The following is a 20,579-nucleotide window of genomic DNA, read 5'->3' as shown; positions in this document are numbered from 1 at the left end:
GACCCGGCGGTGGCCGGCGCGCCAAGGCGGCCGTGCTGGCGCAGGCCCTCGCCGCCGGGCTGCCGGTGCCGGCCGGTGTCGTGGTCCCGGCGGGACTCGACCCCACGTCCCAGGACGGCGCCGCGTCGGTGCGCCAGGCGTATGCCGACCTGGTCGCCGCTCTCCCCGACGACACGGCTGTGGCGGTGCGGGCGTCCTCACCGGCGGAGGACGGCCTGCTGCGCAGCGCCGCCGGTCTGCTGCCCACGCTGCTGCCGGTCACGGGCGCGGACGACGTGCTGGCGGCCGTGGTCGCGGTGCGGCGCAGCGCCGAGGGGGCGCTGGCTGGGTACGACCTGACGGAGGGCTCTGGCGGGGCCGGCGGCCCTGGTGTGGCCGGCGGGCCTGGCGGGGCCGGCGGCGCTGGCGGGCCCTGCCCGGTGCTGGTCCAGCTGCTCGTCGACGCCGAGTGCGCCGGGGTGGCCTTCACCGCCCACCCGGTCACCGGCTCGCCCGACGACGTGCTCGTCGAGGCCGCCGCGGGTCTCGGTGACGCGGTCTCGGCGGGGATGGTCGTGCCGGCCGCGGTGCAGGTCACCCGCTCCGATGCCGGTGCTGGGGTGGTACGCCGGGGAGCGGCATACGAGGTCCTGTCGCCGGAGGCGGCGCTGGAGGTGGCGCGCACGGCGCTGCGGGCCGAGGCTCTGCTCGGGCGCCCGGCCGACGTCGAGTGGGCGCTCGGCACCGTCGCCGGTCGCCGCGAGGTCTGGTGCCTGCAGGCCCGACCGATCACGACGCTTCCGCAGCCCTGCCCCGGCGCGGATGAGCCGGTACGGTGGGCGCCGTGACCTCCCCCGCACCGTCCCGCACGCCCGCCACCCCCTCGTCCCGGCGCTGGTGGCAGACCGAGCCCGCCCCCAACCTGGCCGCCCTGGCGCCCGAGGTGGCCAGGCGCACCCCGGACGCCGTGATGGCCCGCCGCCGTCAGGGCTCGCAGTGGGTGCCCGTGACGGCGACCCGGCTCGCCGCCGAGATCGCCGAGCTGGCCAAGGGATTCGTGGCCGCCGGGATCCAGCCCGGGGACCGAGTCGCGCTGATGAGCAAGACCCGCTACGAGTGGTCGCTGGTCGACCTGGCGCTGTGGACCGCCGGCGCGGTGCCGGTCGCGGTCTACGACTCCTCCTCCGCGTCGCAGCTGGCCTGGATCCTCGAGGACTCCGGCGCGGTCGGCGTGGTCGTGGAGGGGCGGAGCGGGGTGTCCCTCGTCGAGGAGATCGCTGACGGGCTGCCGGCGCTCACGCACCGCTGGAGCATCGACCCGGCCGACGGCGCGGAGAGCCTGGACGCGTTGCGCGCGCGGGGCGAGGGCGAGGCCGACGGGGACGACGAGCTGGCCCGGCGCCGCGCCGCCATGAGCCGTGACGACGTCGCCACCCTCATCTACACCTCGGGCACCACGGGGCGGCCCAAGGGCTGCATGCTCACCCACGACAACCTGCTGCGCGAGGCGGAGCTGGCGATCGAGCGACTGCCGGAGCTCTTCGACGACCCGGACGCCTCCTGCCTGTTCTTCCTGCCGCTGGCCCACGTCCTCGGGCGTCTGATGGAGGTGGCCTTCGTCATGTCGGCCACGACCGTCGGCCACAGCGACCCCGGCCGTGTCACCGTGGACCTCGCCTCGCTGCAGCCGACCTTCACCGTTGCCGTCCCCCGCATCTTCGAGCGCATCCAGGACGGGGCGCGGCGCAAGGCGGCCAAGGACGGCAAGGGTCGCGTCTTCGACCTGGCCGCGGCCACCGCGATCCGCTGGAGCCGGGCCAAGCAGTCCGGTCGGGTCGGGCCGTTGCTGGCCGCCCAGCACGCGCTGTTCGACCGGCTCGTCTACGGCAAGATCCGCGAGGTCTTCGGAGGCCGTGTCGGTTTCGTCGTGAGCGGGGGCGCCCCGCTGGGGGAGCGCCTCGGGCACTTCTTCCGCGGCATCGGCATCACCGTCCTCGAGGGCTACGGCCTCACCGAGACCACCGGCGCGGCCACGGTCAACACTCGCGACGAGCTGCGGATCGGCTCCGTGGGCCGGCCGCTGCCGAGCTACGAGGCCCGGGTCGACCCTCACGGAGAGCTGCTGGTCCGCGGCCGGCACGTCTTCCGCGGCTACTGGCATGACGACGCCGCCACGGCTGCCGTGCTCGACGCCGACGGGTGGTTCCGCACCGGCGACCTGGCGCGCATCGACGAGGACGGCTACGTCTACATCACCGGCCGGGTCAAGGAGATCATCGTCACCGACTCCGGCAAGAACGTCTCCCCGGGGCCGCTGGAGGACGTCATACGGGCCAACCCGCTGGTGTCCCAGGCCGTGGTGGTCGGGGACGGCCGCCCGGCCATCGGCGCGCTCATCACCGTGGACGAGGAGGCCGTGGCCGACTGGCTGCGGGACCAGGGGCGCCCCGCCGTGCCCGTCGCCGAGCTGGTCGACGACCCCGCGCTGCGCGCCGAGCTGCAGAAGGCCGTCGACGCCGCCAACGCGACGGTCTCCAGCGCGGAGCGCATCGTGCGGTTCCGGCTGCTCCCGGCCGACCTCACCGAGGGCTCCGGCCACCTCACCCCGACGATGAAGCTCAAGCGCAACGTCGTCATCCGGGACTTCGCCGACGACGTGGACGCGCTCTACCAGCGCGCCTGAGCGGTGCGTGGGGGGACGGCCCGTATGCCGTCCGCTGCGGCTCGCCGTCCTCCGTCTGGGTGGCCATCCCCCGTCTATGTGGCCGTCCCCCGTCTGGGCGGCCATCCCCTGTCTGTTTGGCCATCCCCCGTCTATTTGGCCGTCCCCCGTCTCGAGCTGCAGCCCAAGACGGGGGATGCGACTCGAGACGGGGGACGCAACCGCAGACGGAGGACGCCGACGCGACCCCGGACGGAAGCTGCAGCCCAAGGCGGGGGATGGGACTCGAGACGGGGGACGCAACCGCAGACGGAGGACGCCGACGCGACCCCGGACGGAAGCCGCAACCCCAGACGGGGGACGCGACCCCGGACCAGGGCCTAGTCCCAGATCCCCGAGGAACCGCGCCGGTGGCTGTCGACCAGGTGGGTGTCGACGATCCCCAGCGCCTCCATCAGGGCGTGCATGGTCGTGGGCCCGACGAACCGGAAGCCCCGGCCCTTCAGCGCTCGCGACAGCGCCACGGACTCCGGTGACGTCGTGGGGATCTCGGTGAGGGTCTTCGGCTCGGAGGTCGTGGCCGGCCGGAATGACCAGACGAGCTCGGCCAGCCCGCCCTCGTCGCGCAGCGCGAGGGTTGCCGCGGCGTTGGTGATGGTCGCCTCGATCTTGCGGCGGTTGCGGACGATGCCGGCGTCGCTCATCAGCCGCTCGACGTCGTCCTCGCCGAAGGTCGCGACGACATCGGGGTCGAACTCCGCGAAGGCGCTGCGGAAGGCGGGCCGCTTGCGCAGGATCGTCGCCCAGGACAGCCCGGACTGGAAGGCCTCCAGGCTCAGCCGCTCGAAGACCCCGCGCTCGTCGCGGACCGGCATCCCCCACTCGGTGTCGTAGTACTCCCGCAGCAGCGGGTCGGTGGCCGCCCACGGGGGCCGCGCCAGTCCGTCCTCACCGATCACGATGTCGCTCAACGGGATCCGCCCTTCGCCGTATGCCGCGCCCGCTGCTCGCCCGCCGCGTGCTCGAGGGCCAGCAGCCACCGCTTGGCCTCCGCGCCACCACGGTAGGCGCCGGGCGTACCGTCGCTGCGCACCACTCGATGGCAGGGCACGAGCAGCGGGACCGGGTTGGTGGCGCAGGCCGTCCCGACGGCCCGCACGGCGCGGGGGCTGCCGGAGGCGGTGGCGACGACGGCATACGACTCTGTGCTCCCGTAGGGGATCTCGCGCAGGTGACCCAGGACCTCTCGCCGAAATCCCTTGGCCAGCACCAGGTCCACCGGGGTGGTGAAGGAGGTGCGGGCACCCGTGAAGTACTCGTCGAGCTCGCGGGCGACGTCATCCAGCGACGAGCGCGCCTGCAGCACACGGGGTCCCAGCGCCGCCGCCAACGAGTCCAGCACCGCCTCGTGGTCCTCGCCGGCGAAGGCGACCCGGGCCACCCCGCGTGCCGTCGACGCGACGAGCAGGGGTCCGAAGGGGGAGTCCACGTCCCGGTGACGCACGTCGAGATCGCTTGTGGCGTGGGCGCTTTCGGCGAGCCGGTCACGCAGCAGCGCAAGGTGGGCCGGGTCGACGATGTCGAGGGTGGTGAGGTCAGTCATCCGAGTCCTCCTCGGGCAGCAGGGGATAGGTGCGGCGGAGCGCCGCGATGCCGTCGGCGCAGGCGCGCCGCGCGGCGGCCGGGGTGCTGCCGAGGATCGCCGCGACCTCGGCGTGCGGCAGCCCGGCCAGGTGGTGGTAGGCCACGGCCTGCCGCTGCCGCAGGGTCAGCCCGGCCATCGCCGACCACAGGTCCGGGTGGCGGTCCTGCGGATCCCCGTGCGCCACGACGCCGTCCGGGACCTCCGGCACGGGCACCGCCTGACGCTGCCGACGCCGGGTGACGTCGATGGCCTTGCGGTGCGCGATGGTGACCAGCCAGGCCTCGACGTTGGCGTCGTCGGGGAGTGCCTCCCAGGCCTGCAGCGCGGCGAGGAAGGTGTCCGACCAGGCGTCGTCCGCGTCGTCGGGTCCCAGCACGGCGCGGCAGACCCGCAGGACGGTGGCCCCGTGGTCGGTGACCACGCGGTCGAAGGGGCGGGAGCGCGGCATACGGGCCCTGTCAGAAGAGGCGACCGGACGACGCGGCGGCGGGTTCCTCGTGGGCGAGGAGCCAGCGCTTGCGCTCCAGCCCGCCCGCGTAGCCGGTCAGGGACCCGTCGGACCCGATCACGCGGTGGCAGGGGACGACGATGGAGAGGGGGTTGGCGCCGTTGGCGTTGCCGACCGCCTGGGCCGCGCCGGGCTGACCGAGGGCCCGCGCGAGCTGGCCGTAGGACCGCGTCTGGCCGTAGGGGATCTCGCGCAGCTGCGCCCAGACCCGCTGCTGGAAGGCGTCGCCCCGTGGCGCGAGCGGCAGGTCGAAGCCCGTGCGTCGGCCGGCGAAGTAGTCGGCGAGCTGGTCCCGCGCCGCCGCCAGGACGGGGTGGTCGTCGGTGCGCTCGCCATGCTCGGTGACGGCGGGGGCGCGCCCGTGCCGCTCGAAGTAGATCGCGATCAGCGCCTCGTCGTCCGCGACGGCGGTCAGTGGCCCGACCGGGCTGTCGATGATCGTATGGCGACGCATGCTGCTCCTCGGGCTGGGGCTGTCCACACACGGTAGACGCCTCACGACCCCGATCCGTGAGGTCCGGCTCGCTAGCTGCGGTAGGTCTGCGCGACGCCGTGCCACGCCAGGTCGGCGAGCTGACGCGTCAGCTCGGAGCGGCTCAGCCTCGACGAAGCGTCCGCGGCGAGCCAGTCGTCGGCGCACGCCTGCACCGACCCCACCAGCGCGACCGCCCACAGGTGCGCGACCCCCGCCGGGGTCGAGCCGCCGAGCACGCCGGCGATGGTGTCCGCGACCTGGCTGGTGATCCCGGGCACCGGGTCGTCGTCGAGCGGGCCGTCGACCAGGGGGCGCCGGATGACGAAGCGGTACAGCTCCGGGTCGCGCTCGACCAGCCCGAGGTAGGCGTCGATCACGGACTCCAGGACCTCGCGGGGGGAGGCGTCGGCGGTCACCGAGGACCGCACCCGCCCGACGATCTGCCCCTCGACGCGCTCGGTGACGGCGCGGTAGAGCCCCGTGCGGTCCTCGAAGTGGCGGTAGAGCACCGTCTTGCTGGTCCCCGCCTGGGCCGCGATGTCGTCCAGCCCCACCCCGGCGCCGTGGCGGCGGATGGCCCGCACAGTGTGGTCGACGAGCTCGACGCGGCGCTGGCGGCGGTGCTCCTCCCACCGGGAGGCGCGGCCGTCGACCCGGGCGTCGGGCGGGGGCGTGGCGCTCGTCATACGGCTGAAATTATCAGGTGACCACGGTATCGGGTACTGCAGGTATCGGTTAGATTGGCGGCAGCGTCAGACCCATCTCGCACAGGAGCACCCATGACGAGCACGCGCCGCGTCGCCATCCTCGGTGGCAACCGCATCCCCTTCGCCCGGTCCAACGGCCCCTACGCCAAGGCCTCCAACCAGGACATGCTGACCGCCGCGCTCGACGGCCTGGTCGCCCGCTACGGCCTGGCCGGCGAGCGGCTCGGCGAGGTCGCCGCCGGCGCCGTGATCAAGCACAGCCGCGACTTCAACCTGGTCCGCGAGTCGGTCCTCGGCTCGCGCCTGTCGCCCCAGACGCCCGCCTACGACCTGCAGCAGGCCTGCGGCACCGGCCTGGAGGCCGCGATCCTCGTCAGCAACAAGATCGCCCTCGGGCAGATCGACGCCGGCATCGCCGGCGGCGTCGACACGACCTCCGACGCCCCCATCGTCGTGACGGAGGGTCTGCGCACCGCCCTCCTCGCCGCGATGCGCGCCAAGACCCCCGTGCAGCGGGCCAAGGCTCTCGCCGGGCTGCGCCCCCAGCACCTGCAGCCCGTCGCCCCGCAGACCGCCGAGCCCCGCACCGGTCTCGGCATGGGCGACCACATGGCCATCACTGCCAAGCGGTGGGGCATCACCCGCGAGGACCAGGACGAGCTGGCCGCCGCCTCCCACCGCAACCTCGCCGCCGCCTACGACCGCGGCTTCTTCGACGACCTCATGACGCCCTACCTCGGGGTCACCAAGGACACCAACCTGCGCCCCGGCTCCACCGTGGACAAGCTCGCGACCCTCAAGCCGGTCTTCGGCAAGGGGGAGGGCGCGACCATGACGGCCGGCAACTCGACCCCGCTCACCGACGGCGCGTCCGTGGTCCTGCTGTCCAGCGAGGACTGGGCCCGGGAGCACCGGCTCGAGCCGCTCGCGTGGTTCGTCGACGGGGAGACCGCCGCGGTCGACTACGTCCACGGCGACGAGGGCCTGCTCATGGCGCCGGTCTACGCCGTCCCGCGCCTCCTCGCGCGCCACGGCCTGACCCTGCAGGACTTCGACTTCTACGAGATCCACGAGGCCTTCGCCTCGACCGTCCTCGCCACGCTGAAGGCCTGGGAGGACGAGGAGTTCTGCCGCGAGCGACTCGGTCTGGACACGCCGCTCGGCTCGATCGACCGGAGCAAGCTCAACGTCAACGGCTCGTCCCTCGCGGCGGGCCACCCCTTCGCGGCCACCGGTGGTCGCATCCTCGCCAGCCTCGCCAAGATGCTCCACGAGCGGGGCTCGGGCCGCGGCCTGATCTCCATCTGCGCGGCCGGTGGCCAGGGCGTCGTCGCGATCGTGGAGGCCTGAGATGGCTGACCAGTACTCCGACTTCATCAACACCCCCTTCGGCAAGAACCTCGCCAAGCGGCTCGGTCTGCCCGCCCCGGTGCGGCTGCGCCGCTACGAGCCGGGCCAGATCCTCTGCGAGTCACCGGTCCTCGTCGCCGGTGACGGGCCGTATGCCAAGAGCCTGCGCGCCCTGCTGACGACCGCCGGCGTCTCGGCGATCTCCGCCCTCGAGGAGTTCGGCGACGGCCGGCTCGGCGGCGTCGTGCTCGACCTCGCCGCGGCTCGCCGCCCCGAGGAGCTGGCCCGGCTGCGCGAGCTCGGGGCCCCAGCCGTCAAGAAGCTCGGTCGCAACGCCCGCGTCGTCGTCGTCGGCACCGACCACACCCACCTCGCCGACCCGGTGCACGTCGCGACCCAGCGGGCCCTCGACGGGTTCACCCGCTCCCTGGCCAAGGAGCTCCGCGCGGGCGCCACGGCCAACCTCGTCCTCGGCCCCGCCGCCGAGGTGGGGGACCAGGCCCGGGCCAACGTGGGTGAGGCCGTGCGCTTCTTCCTCTCGGGGCGGTCGGCCTTCGTCGACGGCCAGACGGTGCGCGTCAGCGACGCTGCGGCCCAGCCGAACCCGTCCGTCGACAAGCCGCTCGCCGGCACCGTCGCCGTGGTCACGGGCGCTGCCCGGGGCATCGGCGCGGCCATCGCCCGCACCCTGCACCGGGACGGCGCGACCGTCGTGTGCGTCGACGTCCCGGCCGCCGGCGACGCCCTCGCCACGGTCGCGGGCGAGGTGGGCGGCACCGCCCTGCAGCTCGACGTCACGGCACCCGACGCGGGTCGCCGCATCGTCGACCACGCCCGCAGCCGCCACGGCGGTCTCGACATCGTGGTCCACAACGCCGGCATCACCCGGGACAAGCTCTTCGTCAACATGGACGAGTCTCGTTGGGACAGCGTGATGGCCGTCAACCTGCAGTCGATCCTCGCGATCAACGAGGCGCTGCTCGGCGAGGGCGGCCTCGGCGAGGGCGGGCGCATCATCTGCCTGTCCTCCCAGTCCGGCTACGCGGGCAACCGCGGCCAGACCAACTACTCGGCGACCAAGGCCGCCATCATCGGTCTGGTGTCCGCCCTCGCGCCGTCACTGTCCGAGCGTGGCATCACGGTGACCGGCGTGGCGCCCGGCCTGATCGAGACCGAGATGACCGCCAAGATGCCCTTCGCGACGCGGGAGGCGGCCCGCCGGCTGTCCTCGCTGCAGCAGGGCGGCCTGCCCGTCGACGTCGCCGACACCATCGCCTGGCTCGCGCAGCCCGCCTCCGCGGGCGTGACGGGGCAGGTCGTGCGGGTCTGCGGCCAGAACATGATCGGGGCGTGAGCGCCGCATGACGACCGATCAGCCTGCCGTCGCCACGCAGGAGATCTCCGGGGCGCCGTCGCTGGTGCGCTCGCTCGCCCGGGGCGCCCTCACGGCCCGGGGCCGCAGTGGCGACCTCGCCCCCCGGCGCCTGGTCCGCCGGGGCGTGCAGGTCGACCGCGACCACCTGGCGCGCTACCAGCGGCTCGTGGAGGCGCCCGTCGGGGACGTGCTGCCGCACGCCTACCCGCACCTGCTGGGCTTCCCGCTGGCTGCAAAGATCATGTCCGACAAGGACTTCCCGCTGCCCATGCCCGGTCTGGTGCACGTGGAGAACGCCACCACCGTGCACCGGACCCTCACCGCCGACGACACCGTCGACGTGACCGTCTGGGCCGAGGCGCTGCGCCCCCACCCCAAGGGCCGCACCGTCGACCTGGTCACCCTGCTCGAGGCGGACGGCGAGACCGTATGGCGCGAGACCAGCACCTACCTGCAGCGCGGACGCGGCGACGCCACCGCCGACAGGGGGCGTGAGGCTCCCGGCATACGGGAAGGGGTCGGGTGTGCCCGCTGGCCGTTGGCGGCTGACCTGGGCCGTCGCTATGCCGCGGTCTCCGGGGACGTCAACCCGATCCACCTGCACCCGTGGACGGCCCGGGCGATGGGCTTCCCGCGGGCCATCGCGCACGGCATGTGGACCGGGGCGCGCACGCTCGCCGCGCTCGGCCCGCAGAGCACCGGCCCGAGCCGGTCCCACGTGTGGTTCCGCAAGCCGGTGCTGCTGCCGACGACCGTCGAGCTCGTGGTGGACCGATCCGTGTCCCCGCAGCTGGCGGTGCTGCGGTCGGCCTCGCGCCCGGAGACGGTCCACCTGGTCGCCACGCTCGACGCCTGAGGGTCACCACCACCATCCCGCGGGGCGCTCCTGATGACATCAGGGGCGCCCCGCGGCATGTGCCGGCGCGGCGGGCGCCTTGCGTCGTATCTAGATATGGCGTGTACTTAGATACGTGACGGACGACATCTCGCGCTGGCCGCTCCCGTGGGTGCGGGCCCTCCTGGAGCCCGCGATCCTGGGTGTGCTCAGCTCCGGACCGGGCCACGGCTACGCCGTCGCGGCGTCGCTGGAGGCTGCGGGGCTCGGCCGTCTCAAGGGGGGTTCGCTCTATCCCGTGCTCGCTCGGCTCGAGGAGCGCGGTGACGTCACGACCACGTGGACCCCCGGCGAGAGCGGGCCCGGCCGGCGCAGCTACACGCTGACCGAGCAGGGCAGGGCCCGCCTCGCCGACGACCTCGCCGCGCTAAGGGACCTGCAGGCCACCCTCGTGCGGCTCGCCACGAAGGGGGAACGATGATGAGCAGCACGCGGCAACCAGACGTCCTCGCCGTCCTCGACGGCTTCCACGAGGCGCGGGGGAGCGCCGACGACCGGGCCTGGGCCGAGCGGGCCTATGCCTGCCTCTTCCGCGAGGACGTGCGCTCCGCCGCGGCCGCCCGGGCGCTGGACCAGGCGCTGGACCTGGTCCGCGAGTCCGGGGAGGCGCCGGGGGAGCTGTACGGCTCGGCCGACGAGTGGGCCGCCGACCAGCGGGCGCGGTGGGTCGAGGAGGGCGTGGACGTCACCGATGACACCGGTGCGCAGCTGCGCGACGTCCCGCTCGTGGCCTCGGTCGGGGCGGTCGTCCTCACCCTCCTGCTGGGCGTCGTGCACGCGCTGTCCGGGGACTGGCAGGTGACCTACACGGTCGGCCTGATCACCATGCCCTTCACCGTGTCCGCCGCCGCTCTGCTCGGCCTGTGGACCTACGAGCGGCTGCTGCGGCGCCGCCGCGCCGCCGTCGCCGCGGCGGTGGGCACGGTGCTGGTCTGCGCCGTCGCCATCGCCCTGGTCTTCGCGGTCGGCAACCCCCACCCGGTCGCCCAGGCCTCCGTGCTGTGGCTCGTCCCCCTGGCGGCCGGGTATGCCGGGCTCGCCTGGGTGCTCGGCAGGGCCGTCCCGGACCGCCCTGCCGCGGTCATCTCGAGCCGTCGCCGACTGCCGGACGACGACTGGACCGCCGAGCTGGCCCGGCTCCTGCGGTCCCGCGGCGACGTGACGGAGGACCGCGTCCGCACCATCACCGAGGAGGCGCGGGCGCACGCGGCGCAGGCCGGCTCGACCCTGGACGAGGAGTTCGGGGCGCCCGGGGCCTATGCGCAGCGGATCGCGCGCAACCCCCGCGTGCGGGCCCGACGGGGTGTGGTCGCGCGGCTCGCCCTGCTCGGGATCTGGGTGTGGCTGCTGCTGGACGCCGGGCTCGGCGGTGCGTCCGCCTGGACCATCGGGTGGCGGAGCCTGCTCCTGCTGATCCTCGTCGTCGAGGCGGCGCGCGTCTGCTGGCGCTACCGCGAGCTGGTGCGGTCCGGTCCCGTCAGTGACCGCTGATGCGGGAGTAAGGGATTCGCTTGATCTCGAGCACCCTGCCGACCGTGCCCCACTCGTCGCGGCCGAGCCGGGCGAGCGGGGCCAGGTCGCTGACCCGGGCGTGCGGGCGCTCCGGCCGCTCGAGGTCGAGCACCGCCTCGTCCACCGCGACGTGCTGCACCGCGCCGATCACCAGCGTCGAGTCGCCGAGGGTGAGGGCGGCGTGCAGCCGGCACTCGATCGCGACCGGCGAGGCGGCCAGCCGGGGCACCGCGACGCTGGCGCTCGGCTCCCGCTCCAGACCCAGGGCGTCCAGCTCGCTGACCTCCGGCGGGTAGTCGGTGCCGGAGGCGTTGCCGACCTCGAGGTGCCGCTCGCCGAGCAGGTGCACCACGAACTCCCCGGTCTCGCGCACGTTGCGCAGGGTGTCCTTCACGCCCACCGAGGTGAACTGCACCATCGGCGGGTCGACGCACGCGACCGTGAAGAACGAGTGCGGCGCCAGGTTGTCGACGCCCGCCGCCGAGCGGGAGGTCACCCAGGCGATGGGGCGGGGCACGACGACGGAGGTCAGCAGGCCGTAGAGCGACCGGGTGGTCAGGGCGCCGTCGCCGGTCACGGGATAGTCCATGCGCATGGCGCCACCCTAGGCACGCCCGGGGCCGGGCGACGTCCCGCGGCGCCTCGCTAGAGTCGTCGCCATGGAGATCCTCGACCACGACGGCGGCCCGGTCGTGACGGCGACGCCCGACCTCGTGGGCCGCCTCGCCGAGGCCGTCGACGGCCCGACCCGCCGCAAGGCCCGCGTGCTCGAGGTGGTCCTGCTGGTGCTCGCCGCGGCCGCAGCGATCGCCGTGGCCCTGTCCGGCGGCCGGGTCGGGTGGTGGCTCGCGCTCGCGCCCGTGGTCCTCGCCGCCGTGCTGCTGGCTGCCGACGTGGGCCGTCGCCGCACGGTCACCCGGGCGCTGGGGCGCCAGGAACGCTTCGCGGTCCGGTATGACGCCACCGCCCGGCTCGTGAGGTTCCCGCTCTCCGGGACCGAGCACCCCCTCGACCGGTTTCGCCGGGCACGGGTCAGCGGGGACGTGCTGGTGCTGGAGCGCAGGGACAGCACCCGCACGCCGGTGCCCGCCGACGCGATGCCGGCGGAGCAGCGCGAGGCCCTCCTCGCCGACCTGTCCCGCTAGGACCCAGGACGACCGACAGGGCGCCGCCGACTAGCCGGCGACGCGCGGGCCCTCGTCGTCGACGAGCATCGGCTGGGGCTGCCACTGGTCCGGGTCGGGGACACCGGCGGTGATGACGGTGCCGTCGGCGCGCACGTCACCGATGACCGGGTGGGTCCCCTCCAGGCTCTTGAGGCGCTCGCCCTGGCCGTGCAGCGGGACGGTGAGGGGGGAGCCGGCGGTGACGGCATACGGCTCGCCGCGCACCTCGAGGTCCACCCGCTCGCCCTCCTCGATCTCGAAGGAGATCGAGGACTGCCGCACGGTGACGCGGACCCGCACCCCGCGGACCCGGATCGGGAAGGTCAGCTGCGGCCAGTCGGCGGGCAGCCGGGGGTCGAAGGTCAGGTTGCCCTGGTAGTCGCGCATCCCCGCGAAGCCGTAGACCAGCGCGTGCCACACGCCGCCCGCGGAGGCGATGTGCACCCCGTCGGAGGTGTTGCGGTGCAGGTCGGCGAGGTCGACGAAGAGGCCGTTGTAGAAGTACTTCAGGGCCATGTCGGCGTAGCCGACCTCGGCCGCCATGATCGCCTGCACCACGGCGGACAGCGTCGAGTCGCCCGTCGTGATGGGGTCGTAGTAGTCGAAGTCGCGGCGCTTCTCCTCCAGGGTGAAGCGGTCGCCCTGCAGGAAGGTCGCGAGCACCACGTCGGCCTGCTTGAGCACCTGGAAGCGGTAGATGACCAGCGGGTGGTAGTGCAGCAGCAGCGGGCGCTTGGCCGGGTCGGTGCGCGACAGGTCCCACACCTCCCGGTCCAGGAAGTGGTCGTCCTGCGGATGGATGCCCAACGTCTCGTCGTAGGGGATGGTCATCCCCGCCGCGCAGTCCTCCCACTCCTCGACCTCGCCCGGCTGCAGCGACAGCCGCCGCACGAGCCGGGCATGACCGGCCGGTTCGTCCTGCTCCAGCTGGCGGACCGCCTGCGCCGCGCGAGCGAGGTTGTCGCGGGCCATGACGTTGGTGAAGAGGTTGTTGTTGACGACGGTGGTGTACTCGTCGGGCCCGGTCACGCCGTGGATGTGGAAGGACCGCTCGCCGTTCTGCCGCCAGAAGCCGAGATCCGCCCACATCCGCGCCGTCTCGACGAGCACGTCGACGCCGTCGCGGGCCATGAAGCCCACGTCCCCCGTCACGTCGTGGAACTTGCTGAAGGCGTAGGCCACGTCCGCGTCGATGTGGTACTGCGCGGTGCCGGCGGCGTAGTAGGCCGAGGCCTCCTCGCCGTTGATGGTGCGCCACGGGAAGAGCGCGCCCCGCTGGGAGAGGTCACGCGCGCGCTCGCGGGCCTTGGGCAGCATCTGGATGCGGGCGCGCAGCGCGTTGCGGGCCACCTCGGGGGAGGTGTAGACGAGGAACGGGAGCACGTAGATCTCGGTGTCCCAGAAGTAGTGCCCCTCGTAGCCGGAGCCGGTGACGCCCTTGGCGGCGATCCCCAGCTGGTCCGCGCGCGCCGACGCCTGGGCGAGCTGGAAGAGGCTCCAGCGCACCGCCTGCTGCAGCGCCGGGTGCCCCTCGATCTCGACGTCGGTGTTGGCCCAGTAACGGTCCATCCACTCCCGCTGCTGCTCGACGTAGAAGTCGGCGCCGTGCTCGCGGACCCGGTCCAGGGTGCGCCGGCAGCGGTCGACGAGCTCGCGGACCGGCACGCCGCGGGAGGTGTGGTAGCTGACGGCCTTGGTGATGGTGACCGTCTGCCCCTCCTTGGCGTTGACGCGGTAGATCTTGCGACCGCGGTCCTCGTCGCTGTCGATGAGCTCCTCGAAGTCGGCGTCGGTGTCGATGACGTGGTCCGCCCCCACCGCGAGGGTCATCCGGGACCGGGCGGTGCGGTAGCCGAGGATCATCCGGCGGTCACTGTGCCAGTGGGACTGCGGCTGGAGCACCCGGTCGGAGAAGGTCCCGGCCTTGCGCGGGTCGCGGCCCTCACCCATGGCGGCGGACTGGACGTGGTACTCGTCCTTGCCGTCCTGCCGGTTGATGATCTGGCTGGACACCACGATCGGCGCGTCGCCCTCGAGCATGGTGACCTGCAGCGTCATCAGCACCAGGTGCCGCTCGGTGAAGCTCACCATCCGCGTGGAGTCCACCTGGACCCGCTTGCCGGAGGCGGTGCGCACCTCGACCGAGCGGGTCAGCATGCCGGTGCGGAAGTCCAGGGCCCGCTCATAGCTGACGAGGTCGGCGACCGGCAGCAGCAGCGGCTCGTCGTCGATGTAGAGCTTCATCAGCTTGGAGTCGGGGACGTTGACGATGGTCTGGCCGACCTTGGCGAAGCCGAAGGCCTGCTCGGCGTGCCGGATGTCCCAGGTCTCGTGGAACCCGTTGATGAAGGTGCCGTGGGTGTGCGCCTCGCGACCCTCGGGCGGGTTGCCCCGCATGCCGAGGTAGCCGTTGCCGACGGCGAAGAGCGTCTCGGTCGTGCCGAGGTCGTCGCTGGAGTAGTCGGTCTCCACGAGCCGCCACGGGTCGACCGGGAAGCGGGTGCGGTCCAGCGGGTCGGAGGGCGTGTGCAGCGGGGTCATCGCGTCAGCTCCGCCAGGTCGGCGACCACTAGGTCGGCGCCGGCCTCGGTCAGCCGGTCCACGCCGGCGCCGCGGTCCACCCCCACCACGAGCCCGAAGTCCCCGGCGCGACCCGCCGCGACCCCGGACTCGGCGTCCTCCAGCACGACCGCCCGCCCCCGGGGCACCCCGAGCTGCTCGGCGGCGGCGAGGAAGGTGTCGGGGGCCGGCTTGCCGGGCAGGCCTTCCGCCCGGGCGACGAGGCCGTCCACCACCACGGGGAAGCGCTCGAGCAGCCCGGCGGCCGCGAGCACCGGCCTGGCGTTCTGCGAGGAGGACACCACCGCCACCCGGGTGCCCCGGGCCGCAAGGTGGTCGAGCAGCTGCACCGAGCCGGCATACGGCTCCACGCCGTCGCGCTCGAGCACGGTCCGGAAGGCGTCGTTCTTGCTGTTGCCGAGGCTGCAGACGGTCTCGGTGCCCGGGGGGTCGGTGGGCTCGCCCTGGGGCAGGATGATGCCGCGGGAGGCGAGGAAGGTCGCGACCCCGTCGTAGCGGGGCTTGCCGTCGACGTAGGCGAAGTAGTCCTCGTCGGTGTAGGGCTTGGTGATGCCCCGGCCCACGAGGAAGGCGTTGAACATCTCGCTCCAGGCGCGCATGTGCACGACCGCCGTCGGCGTGAGCACGCCGTCGAGGTCGAAGAGTGCAGCGTCGTATCGAGTCCAGTCCACGACACGAGCCTAGCGACGAACCGGGCCGTGTTGAACGTTCCACCACGGAATGGCGGCCACTCGTGTGGCCGCCCTCGCGCAGCGTGACGAACTCGTGCAGGGCACCATGGGTGCCATGACGACGCAACGACGCACCGTGGCGGGGATCGAGATGGGGGGCACCAAGGTCGTGTGCGCCCTCGCCGGGGAGCCGCAGGACCTGCGCGCCCGCACCGTGATCCCCACGACCACCCCGCAGGAGACGCTCGAGGCGGTCGCGGCGTGGCTCGACGAGCAGATCGCGGCGGGGGAGGGCATCGAGGCGCTCGGGGTCGCGTCGTTCGGGCCGGTGTGCCTGGACGCCGAGGACGCGGCATACGGCTCGATCACGTCCACGCCCAAGCCGGGCTGGCAGGACACGGACGTGCTCGGCTTCCTGCAGGAGAGGTACGACCTGCCCGTGGGATGGGACACCGACGTCAACGGCGCGGCGCTGGCCGAGCAGCGATGGGGCGCCGGGCAGGGCGTCGGGTCCGTCGTCTACCTCACCGTCGGGACCGGGATCGGCGGCGGCGCGGTGCTCGAGGGGCGGCCCGTCCACGGCCTCCTCCACCCCGAGATGGGGCACATCCTCGTCGAGCCTCACCCGGACGACGACTACGAGGGCCGTTGCCCCTTCCACGGCCGCTGCGCGGAGGGTATGGCGAGCGGCCCGGCCTTCGCGGACCGCTACGGCACGCGCCTGGAGCTGCTGGACCCGGACCGTCAGGCCGAGGCGGGGCGGCTCGCGGGGTTCTACGTCGGGCAGGTGCTCGCCGCCCTGGTCCTGGTGCTGGCTCCGCAACGGATCGTCGTGGGCGGCGGCGTGCCGCACCTGCCCGGGATGCTGGACGCCACCCGTGAGGCGCTGGTGGAGCGGCTGGGGGGCTACATCCGGCGGCCCGAGATCACCGAGCGGGCAGGCGAGTTCGTGGTGACGCCGGGGCTGGGCGACGACGCGGGGGTGCTCGGGGCCGTGGCGCTCGGGCTCGACGGGCTGCAGCCTGCGGGGCGGGACGGGCGCTGAGGGGCGGGGTGGCGTGGCGACCACGACCACTCCCTGGGGTGGGTTGTGGTCGTTCCGGGGGCTTCAGGCGACCACAACCACTCCCTGGGGTGGGTTGTGGTCGCTGGCAGACCGACGACGGCGGTCGGCTGACGTCCAGGAGCGCATGACACCGTCTGCGGCGCAGTCCGCACCCACGTCAAGGAGTCTCGTGAGCCCCCGCCTGCTCTACCGCCGCCTCGCCCGGGCCGAGGTGGTCACCTGGACGCTGCTGATCATCGGCATGGTCCTCAAGTACGCCACGCGCACCACCGAGCTGGGGGTGCGCGTCGGCGGCCTGGTCCACGGCGTGGTCTTCCTCGCCTACGCCCTGGTCACGGTCGTGGTCGCGGTCGACCGGCGCTGGCCGGCCGGCACGACGGTCCTCGGGTTGGTCTCCGCCGTGGTGCCCTACGCCACCGTGCCGTTCGAGTCGTATGCCGAGCGCCGCCGCCTGCTCACCGACCGCTGGCGCCTGGCCCCGGGCGGCGCCCCGCGCGGCGATGCCTCGGGCGGTGATGCGCCGCGCACGCTCCCGGAGCGCGTCGTCGCCGCCGGCCTGGCTCGCCCGCTGGCGGCCGTCCTCGTGGCGGTGGTCGTCGTCGCCGTAGTCACGGCCGTGCTGCTGTGGCTCGGCCCGCCGGTCCCGCAGCGCTGAGCGCTGGACCGGCGGACCGAGCCCGCCGCGGGACCGAGCCCGCCGCGGGGCCGAGCCCGCCGCGGGGCCGAGCCCGCGCAGGGTCGAGACGTCAGGCGCGAGCCGTCCCGTCGTGCTCCTGGCGCGTGGCGTCGTGCTGCTCGAAGGGCAGCTCGCTGGTGTCCAGGTCGGGGTTGTCGTCCTGGGTCGCGACGAGCTCGCGCGCCTCCTGCGGCGAGGCCACGGTCGGCATCGAGCCGGGCAGCGGTCGGCGTGCCGTCTCCTTCATGGTGAGCAGGGCGATGCCGCCCAGCACGGCGAAGAGGATGGTGTAGAACGCCGGCGCGATGGTGACGCCCGTGAGGCGGATGAGGAGCTCGCCGATCATGGGGGCGGTGCCGCCGAAGAGGGAGACCGACACGTTGTAGGCGATCGCCATGGCGCCGTAGCGCGACGCGGTCGGGAACAACGCGGGGAGCGCCGAGGCGGAGATGGCGATGTAGAACAGCACCGAGAACGCCAGCATCGCCATGGCGATAGCGACCAGCGAGCGGTTGGCCATCATGAGGTAGGCCGGGACGGTCAGCACGATCGCGGAGATCACGGCGATGGCGTAGACCGGCTTGCGGCCGATCCGGTCCGACAGCCGCCCGACGAAGGGCACGGCCGCGGACAGCGCCACGAGCGCCGGGATCGTCGCCAGCGAGGACTGCACGGCGGTGTAGCCGTGGGTGGTCTCGAGGTAGGACGGCATGTAGGAGGTCAGCGAGTAGCCGGCCGTGTTGGTGGCGCCGACCAGGGCGATCGCGATGAGGATCGCGCGCCAGTGGTGGCGCAGGATGCCGCGCACGCCGAGGCGGGTCTGCGACTCGTCGACGTCCAGCGCCTCGGTGTCGACCTCCTGGGCCTGCACGAAGGTCGGCGGCTCCTCGATCTTGAGCCGGAAGTACATGGCCACGGCGCCGAGCGGCAGCGCCAGCAGGAAGGGCACCCGCCAGCCCCAGCCGAGCATGGTCTGCTCGCCCAGGGTGACCTGGCACAGGGCCACGACGCCGGCGCCGACCGCGAAGCCGAGGTAGGAGCCCACGTCGAGGATGCTCGCGAGGAAGCCGCGGCGCGCGTCCGGGGCGTACTCCGAGACGAAGGTGGTGGCTCCGGCATACTCGCCACCGGTGGAGAAGCCCTGCACCATCCGGCACACCAGCAACCCGACGAACGCCCAGCTGCCGACCTGCGCGCTCGTGGGCAGCAGGCCGATGGCGGCGGTGGCGAGCGACATCATGATCATGGTCAGCGCGAGGGTGCGCTGCCGGCCGATGCGGTCCCCGATCGGGCCGAGCACCAGGCCACACCACATGCTCACCCCGATCCTGGCCGGCGCCGCCTGCCTCGTCCTGCTCGCCCGCCTGGCGCTGCTCGTGCGCCTGCACACGGTGGGGTCGGGATACCACCCGGTCCACCACGCCGTCAGCGACTACGCCGTCGGGCGCAATCGCCCCCTCGCGACCGCGGCCTCGGTCGCCAACGCCGTCGGGTCGGCCCTGCTGGCCGCAGCGCTCGCGACGACCTTCCAGAGCTGGTCCCGGCACACCGAGATCGTCGCCCTGCTCGCGGCCTACGCCCTGCTCGCGGTGGTGGTCGTGGCCTTCCCCACCGACCTGGAGGGGCAGCGGCGCACCCGCACCGGGATGCTTCACCTCTCGTCGCGGTCGCGTCGTTCACGGTGGGGTATGAGATCACCTCCGACGGCACGGCGGGGCTCGCGGCGATGCCCGGGTGGGGCGGCGTCGGCGGGATCCTCGAGGCGCTGCGCTGGACCACGCTGGCTGGCCTCGGGGGGTCGTGGTCACGCTGGTCGTGCGTCCGCTGCGGACCGTCTTCGGCCTCGTGGAGCGGGTCTTCCTGGGGTCGCTGCTGCTGTGGCTGGTGGTCGTCGCGGGGCAGCTCGCGCTCGCCGGCCCAGGCGGGGCGTGACCACGGGGCGCGCGTCCTTCGTCACGGCGCCGTACGTGCGGCGTTGGCCGTGGTCGCGGGACCTGGGATGATGGGTCCATGGGCGACCCCCGACTGATGAGCCTGCAGCAGCGACACGAGATCTGGGCCGACCACGCCCTGGCCGTCCTGATGGAGACGGCGGCGGTGCACCAGACCGCGATCACCTACGCCGACCTGGCCGCGCGGGTGCAGGAGCGATCCGGCATCACCACCGACGTCCCGGCCCGCAGCTGGCTGGTCAAGGTGCTGACCATCGTGGGGCGCCGCACCCGCGAGGCCGAGGAGCCGGACCTCGTCTCGCTCGTGGTCGAGGCCAACGGCAGCGTGGGCCCCGGTTACGACACCGTCCGCAGCGCCCTCGGGGAGCCGCCCCACGGTCCGGCCCATCGCGAGCAGGCCGCCGCGGAGGCCCGGCTGGCGTGCAACCGCCGTTACGCCCCCGCGGTGCCGGAGGACGCGCAGCCGTTGCTGCACCCGGTGACCACGCTGGAGTCGCTCGGGACGCGGACCTCGCGCGCTCCCAAGGCAGCTCGCGCCGCTCGCGAGCCCAGGGAGCCGCGGGCCGCCCGCCCGGCTGCGGGGCCGGCTGCGCGCCCGGCGGCACGATCCGCCAAGCCGGTGGAGCGGGAGGCGGCCTTCTGCCCGACCTGCTTCCTGCAGCTGCCGCTGTCCGGCACCTGCCCCAACTGCGCCTGACCGGCGGCGGTCTTGCCCGGGGTTTGCTGCGCCCGCAGCAGCGACGGAGGTCGGGAGCGGTGCGCTCCGCCTGCAGGGGGAGGGGGCCCCGCCAGATCTCCCTCCCGGGGCCGATGCGCCGAGCCGCTCACCGCGATGGGATGGAGCCATCGACGACGACGGGCCGGCACCCTCGCCGGCCCCGGATCGTCGCCCCGCAGGAGGTCGTCATGGCTCGCTCCACGCAGTCCCGCCAGCAGGCCGTCGTCGCCAGCTTCATCGCTCCGCTGATCGTGCAGCTGTGGATCTTTGGTCAGCTGATCCGCACCGGCTCCGACCCGATCTGGCTGGTGCTCCTGGGCGCCGCCATGGCGAGCCTGGTCGGCGCCGCCCTCTGGACGACCCGGCAGGTGCGGCGGGACGCGCAGCCCGCTCGCGGCTGACCAACCGACAGCTCTCTCAGGCGGATCCGTCGCGGCCGCGGCCGTGGCCGCTGCGACCGCGGCCGCCGGGAGCCTCCCGCCGCCGGGCCGTCACGGGGTCGCGGTCCCGCCCACGGGTCGCCGCCCAGCCCACGCCGACGGTGGCCAGCAGGGCCAGGAACGCACCGAAGACCCGTCCGAAGCCGGACGGCTCGTGCTCGCGCGAGATCGGGTCGGTCATGAGCCCAGGGTAGCCATCGGC

22 protein-coding genes and 1 pseudogene are annotated in these 20,579 nt (G+C 73.7%); 13 read left to right on the top strand and 10 right to left on the bottom strand.

The window, feature by feature from the left end:
- Window positions 1-32 precede the first annotated feature (32 nt).
- Entirely contained in the window at window positions 33-827 is a 795-nt protein-coding gene (locus tag ADJ73_RS02195) for a PEP/pyruvate-binding domain-containing protein (RefSeq protein WP_082176674.1), read from the top strand.
- A complete protein-coding gene (locus ADJ73_RS02190; protein ID WP_253272642.1) occupies window positions 824-2,662 on the top strand; it encodes an AMP-dependent synthetase/ligase in 1,839 nt (612 codons plus the stop codon). The genes ADJ73_RS02195 and ADJ73_RS02190 overlap by 4 nt, the downstream gene beginning before the upstream one ends.
- 359 nt (window positions 2,663-3,021) lie before the next feature.
- Here ADJ73_RS02190 and ADJ73_RS02185 read toward each other — a convergent pair whose 3' ends face one another.
- From ADJ73_RS02185 to ADJ73_RS02165, 5 genes are all read right to left on the bottom strand, one after another.
- Window positions 3,022-3,612, bottom strand: coding sequence for a DNA-3-methyladenine glycosylase I (locus tag ADJ73_RS02185; RefSeq protein WP_216593660.1), 591 nt, complete (start codon window positions 3,610-3,612; stop codon window positions 3,022-3,024).
- On the bottom strand, window positions 3,609-4,244 hold the full coding sequence (locus tag ADJ73_RS02180) for a methylated-DNA--[protein]-cysteine S-methyltransferase (protein WP_050346909.1): 636 nt from the start codon (window positions 4,242-4,244) through the stop codon (window positions 3,609-3,611). Before ADJ73_RS02180 ends, ADJ73_RS02185 begins: the two co-directional genes overlap by 4 nt.
- Window positions 4,237-4,734: an RNA polymerase sigma factor gene (locus ADJ73_RS02175; RefSeq protein ID WP_050346908.1), complete on the bottom strand. Its 498-nt coding sequence runs from the start codon at window positions 4,732-4,734 to the stop codon at window positions 4,237-4,239. The genes ADJ73_RS02180 and ADJ73_RS02175 overlap by 8 nt, the downstream gene beginning before the upstream one ends.
- Before the next feature lie 10 nt (window positions 4,735-4,744).
- Entirely contained in the window at window positions 4,745-5,248 is a 504-nt protein-coding gene (locus ADJ73_RS02170) for a methylated-DNA--[protein]-cysteine S-methyltransferase (RefSeq protein ID WP_050346907.1), read from the bottom strand.
- 71 nt (window positions 5,249-5,319) lie between these two features.
- The gene (locus ADJ73_RS02165) at window positions 5,320-5,955 is read right to left on the bottom strand and encodes a TetR/AcrR family transcriptional regulator (protein ID WP_050346906.1); all 636 of its coding nucleotides are present in this window, start codon (window positions 5,953-5,955) and stop codon (window positions 5,320-5,322) included.
- A gap of 93 nt (window positions 5,956-6,048) precedes the next feature.
- Here ADJ73_RS02165 and ADJ73_RS02160 point away from each other — a divergent pair, with 93 nt between their 5' ends.
- The 5 genes from ADJ73_RS02160 to ADJ73_RS02140 all read left to right on the top strand — a co-directional run bounded on the left by ADJ73_RS02160 (window position 6,049) and on the right by ADJ73_RS02140 (window position 11,087).
- Window positions 6,049-7,326, top strand: a complete 1,278-nt coding sequence (locus ADJ73_RS02160) for an acetyl-CoA C-acetyltransferase (protein WP_050346905.1) — start codon at window positions 6,049-6,051, stop codon at window positions 7,324-7,326.
- Window position 7,327: 1 nt separating this feature from the next.
- The gene (locus ADJ73_RS02155) at window positions 7,328-8,680 is read left to right on the top strand and encodes a 3-oxoacyl-ACP reductase (protein WP_050346904.1); all 1,353 of its coding nucleotides are present in this window, start codon (window positions 7,328-7,330) and stop codon (window positions 8,678-8,680) included.
- 7 nt (window positions 8,681-8,687) lie between these two features.
- Entirely contained in the window at window positions 8,688-9,557 is an 870-nt protein-coding gene (locus ADJ73_RS02150) for a MaoC family dehydratase (protein WP_050346903.1), read from the top strand.
- A 115-nt stretch (window positions 9,558-9,672) separates the two neighbouring features.
- Window positions 9,673-10,017 carry a PadR family transcriptional regulator gene (locus ADJ73_RS02145; RefSeq protein ID WP_050346902.1) on the top strand — a complete coding sequence of 115 codons (345 nt, stop codon included), beginning with the start codon at window positions 9,673-9,675 and terminating at the stop codon, window positions 10,015-10,017.
- Complete coding sequence (locus tag ADJ73_RS02140; protein WP_156188071.1) at window positions 10,014-11,087, top strand: hypothetical protein; 1,074 nt, start codon at window positions 10,014-10,016, stop codon at window positions 11,085-11,087. The genes ADJ73_RS02145 and ADJ73_RS02140 overlap by 4 nt, the downstream gene beginning before the upstream one ends.
- Here ADJ73_RS02140 and ADJ73_RS02135 read toward each other — a convergent pair.
- Window positions 11,074-11,703 carry a flavin reductase family protein gene (locus tag ADJ73_RS02135; RefSeq protein WP_050346900.1) on the bottom strand — a complete coding sequence of 210 codons (630 nt, stop codon included), beginning with the start codon at window positions 11,701-11,703 and terminating at the stop codon, window positions 11,074-11,076. The two genes, ADJ73_RS02140 and ADJ73_RS02135, sit on opposite strands and share 14 nt — an antisense overlap.
- 64 nt (window positions 11,704-11,767) lie before the next feature.
- Between ADJ73_RS02135 and ADJ73_RS02130 the strand changes: the two genes are divergently transcribed.
- Window positions 11,768-12,253 (top strand): hypothetical protein, encoded by a 486-nt coding sequence (locus ADJ73_RS02130; protein ID WP_050346899.1) that lies wholly within the window; start codon window positions 11,768-11,770, stop codon window positions 12,251-12,253.
- A gap of 30 nt (window positions 12,254-12,283) precedes the next feature.
- Here ADJ73_RS02130 and ADJ73_RS02125 read toward each other — a convergent pair whose 3' ends face one another.
- Together ADJ73_RS02125 and ADJ73_RS02120 are read right to left on the bottom strand one after the other, a co-directional pair.
- Window positions 12,284-14,815, bottom strand: coding sequence for a glycoside hydrolase family 65 protein (locus ADJ73_RS02125; RefSeq protein WP_050346898.1), 2,532 nt, complete (start codon window positions 14,813-14,815; stop codon window positions 12,284-12,286).
- On the bottom strand, window positions 14,812-15,525 hold the full coding sequence (locus tag ADJ73_RS02120) for an HAD family hydrolase (RefSeq protein ID WP_050346897.1): 714 nt from the start codon (window positions 15,523-15,525) through the stop codon (window positions 14,812-14,814). Before ADJ73_RS02120 ends, ADJ73_RS02125 begins: the two co-directional genes overlap by 4 nt.
- 115 nt (window positions 15,526-15,640) lie before the next feature.
- Between ADJ73_RS02120 and ADJ73_RS02115 the strand changes: the two genes are divergently transcribed.
- Together ADJ73_RS02115 and ADJ73_RS02110 are read left to right on the top strand one after the other, a co-directional pair.
- Window positions 15,641-16,570: an ROK family protein gene (locus ADJ73_RS02115; protein ID WP_050349194.1), complete on the top strand. Its 930-nt coding sequence runs from the start codon at window positions 15,641-15,643 to the stop codon at window positions 16,568-16,570.
- Window positions 16,571-16,760: 190 nt separating this feature from the next.
- Window positions 16,761-17,246 carry a DUF3817 domain-containing protein gene (locus ADJ73_RS02110; protein ID WP_050346896.1) on the top strand — a complete coding sequence of 162 codons (486 nt, stop codon included), beginning with the start codon at window positions 16,761-16,763 and terminating at the stop codon, window positions 17,244-17,246.
- Between the two features lie 91 nt (window positions 17,247-17,337).
- On the opposite strand, the gene ADJ73_RS02105 is transcribed toward ADJ73_RS02110, so the two are convergent.
- The gene (locus ADJ73_RS02105) at window positions 17,338-18,582 is read right to left on the bottom strand and encodes an MFS transporter (protein ID WP_082176673.1); all 1,245 of its coding nucleotides are present in this window, start codon (window positions 18,580-18,582) and stop codon (window positions 17,338-17,340) included.
- On the opposite strand from ADJ73_RS02105, the pseudogene ADJ73_RS17755 reads away from it, so the two are divergent.
- From ADJ73_RS17755 to ADJ73_RS02095, 3 genes and pseudogenes are all read left to right on the top strand, one after another.
- A pseudogene (locus ADJ73_RS17755) lies at window positions 18,482-18,865 on the top strand (hypothetical protein); the annotation flags it as partial. The gene ADJ73_RS02105 and the pseudogene ADJ73_RS17755 sit on opposite strands and share 101 nt — an antisense overlap.
- Window positions 18,866-19,277: 412 nt before the next feature.
- Window positions 19,278-19,916 (top strand): hypothetical protein, encoded by a 639-nt coding sequence (locus tag ADJ73_RS02100; RefSeq protein WP_050346895.1) that lies wholly within the window; start codon window positions 19,278-19,280, stop codon window positions 19,914-19,916.
- A 209-nt stretch (window positions 19,917-20,125) separates the two neighbouring features.
- Window positions 20,126-20,338, top strand: a complete 213-nt coding sequence (locus tag ADJ73_RS02095; protein WP_050346894.1) for an LPXTG cell wall anchor domain-containing protein — start codon at window positions 20,126-20,128, stop codon at window positions 20,336-20,338.
- Between the two features lie 16 nt (window positions 20,339-20,354).
- On the opposite strand, the gene ADJ73_RS02090 is transcribed toward ADJ73_RS02095, so the two are convergent.
- On the bottom strand, window positions 20,355-20,558 hold the full coding sequence (locus ADJ73_RS02090; RefSeq protein ID WP_156188070.1) for a hypothetical protein: 204 nt from the start codon (window positions 20,556-20,558) through the stop codon (window positions 20,355-20,357).
- Window positions 20,559-20,579 lie beyond the last annotated feature (21 nt).

Source organism: Arsenicicoccus sp. oral taxon 190, from assembly GCF_001189535.1.
GTDB lineage: Bacteria > Actinomycetota > Actinomycetes > Actinomycetales > Dermatophilaceae > Arsenicicoccus.
Note: the sequence above shows the minus strand (reverse complement) of the source record. Positions and strands in the feature narration are given on the sequence as shown.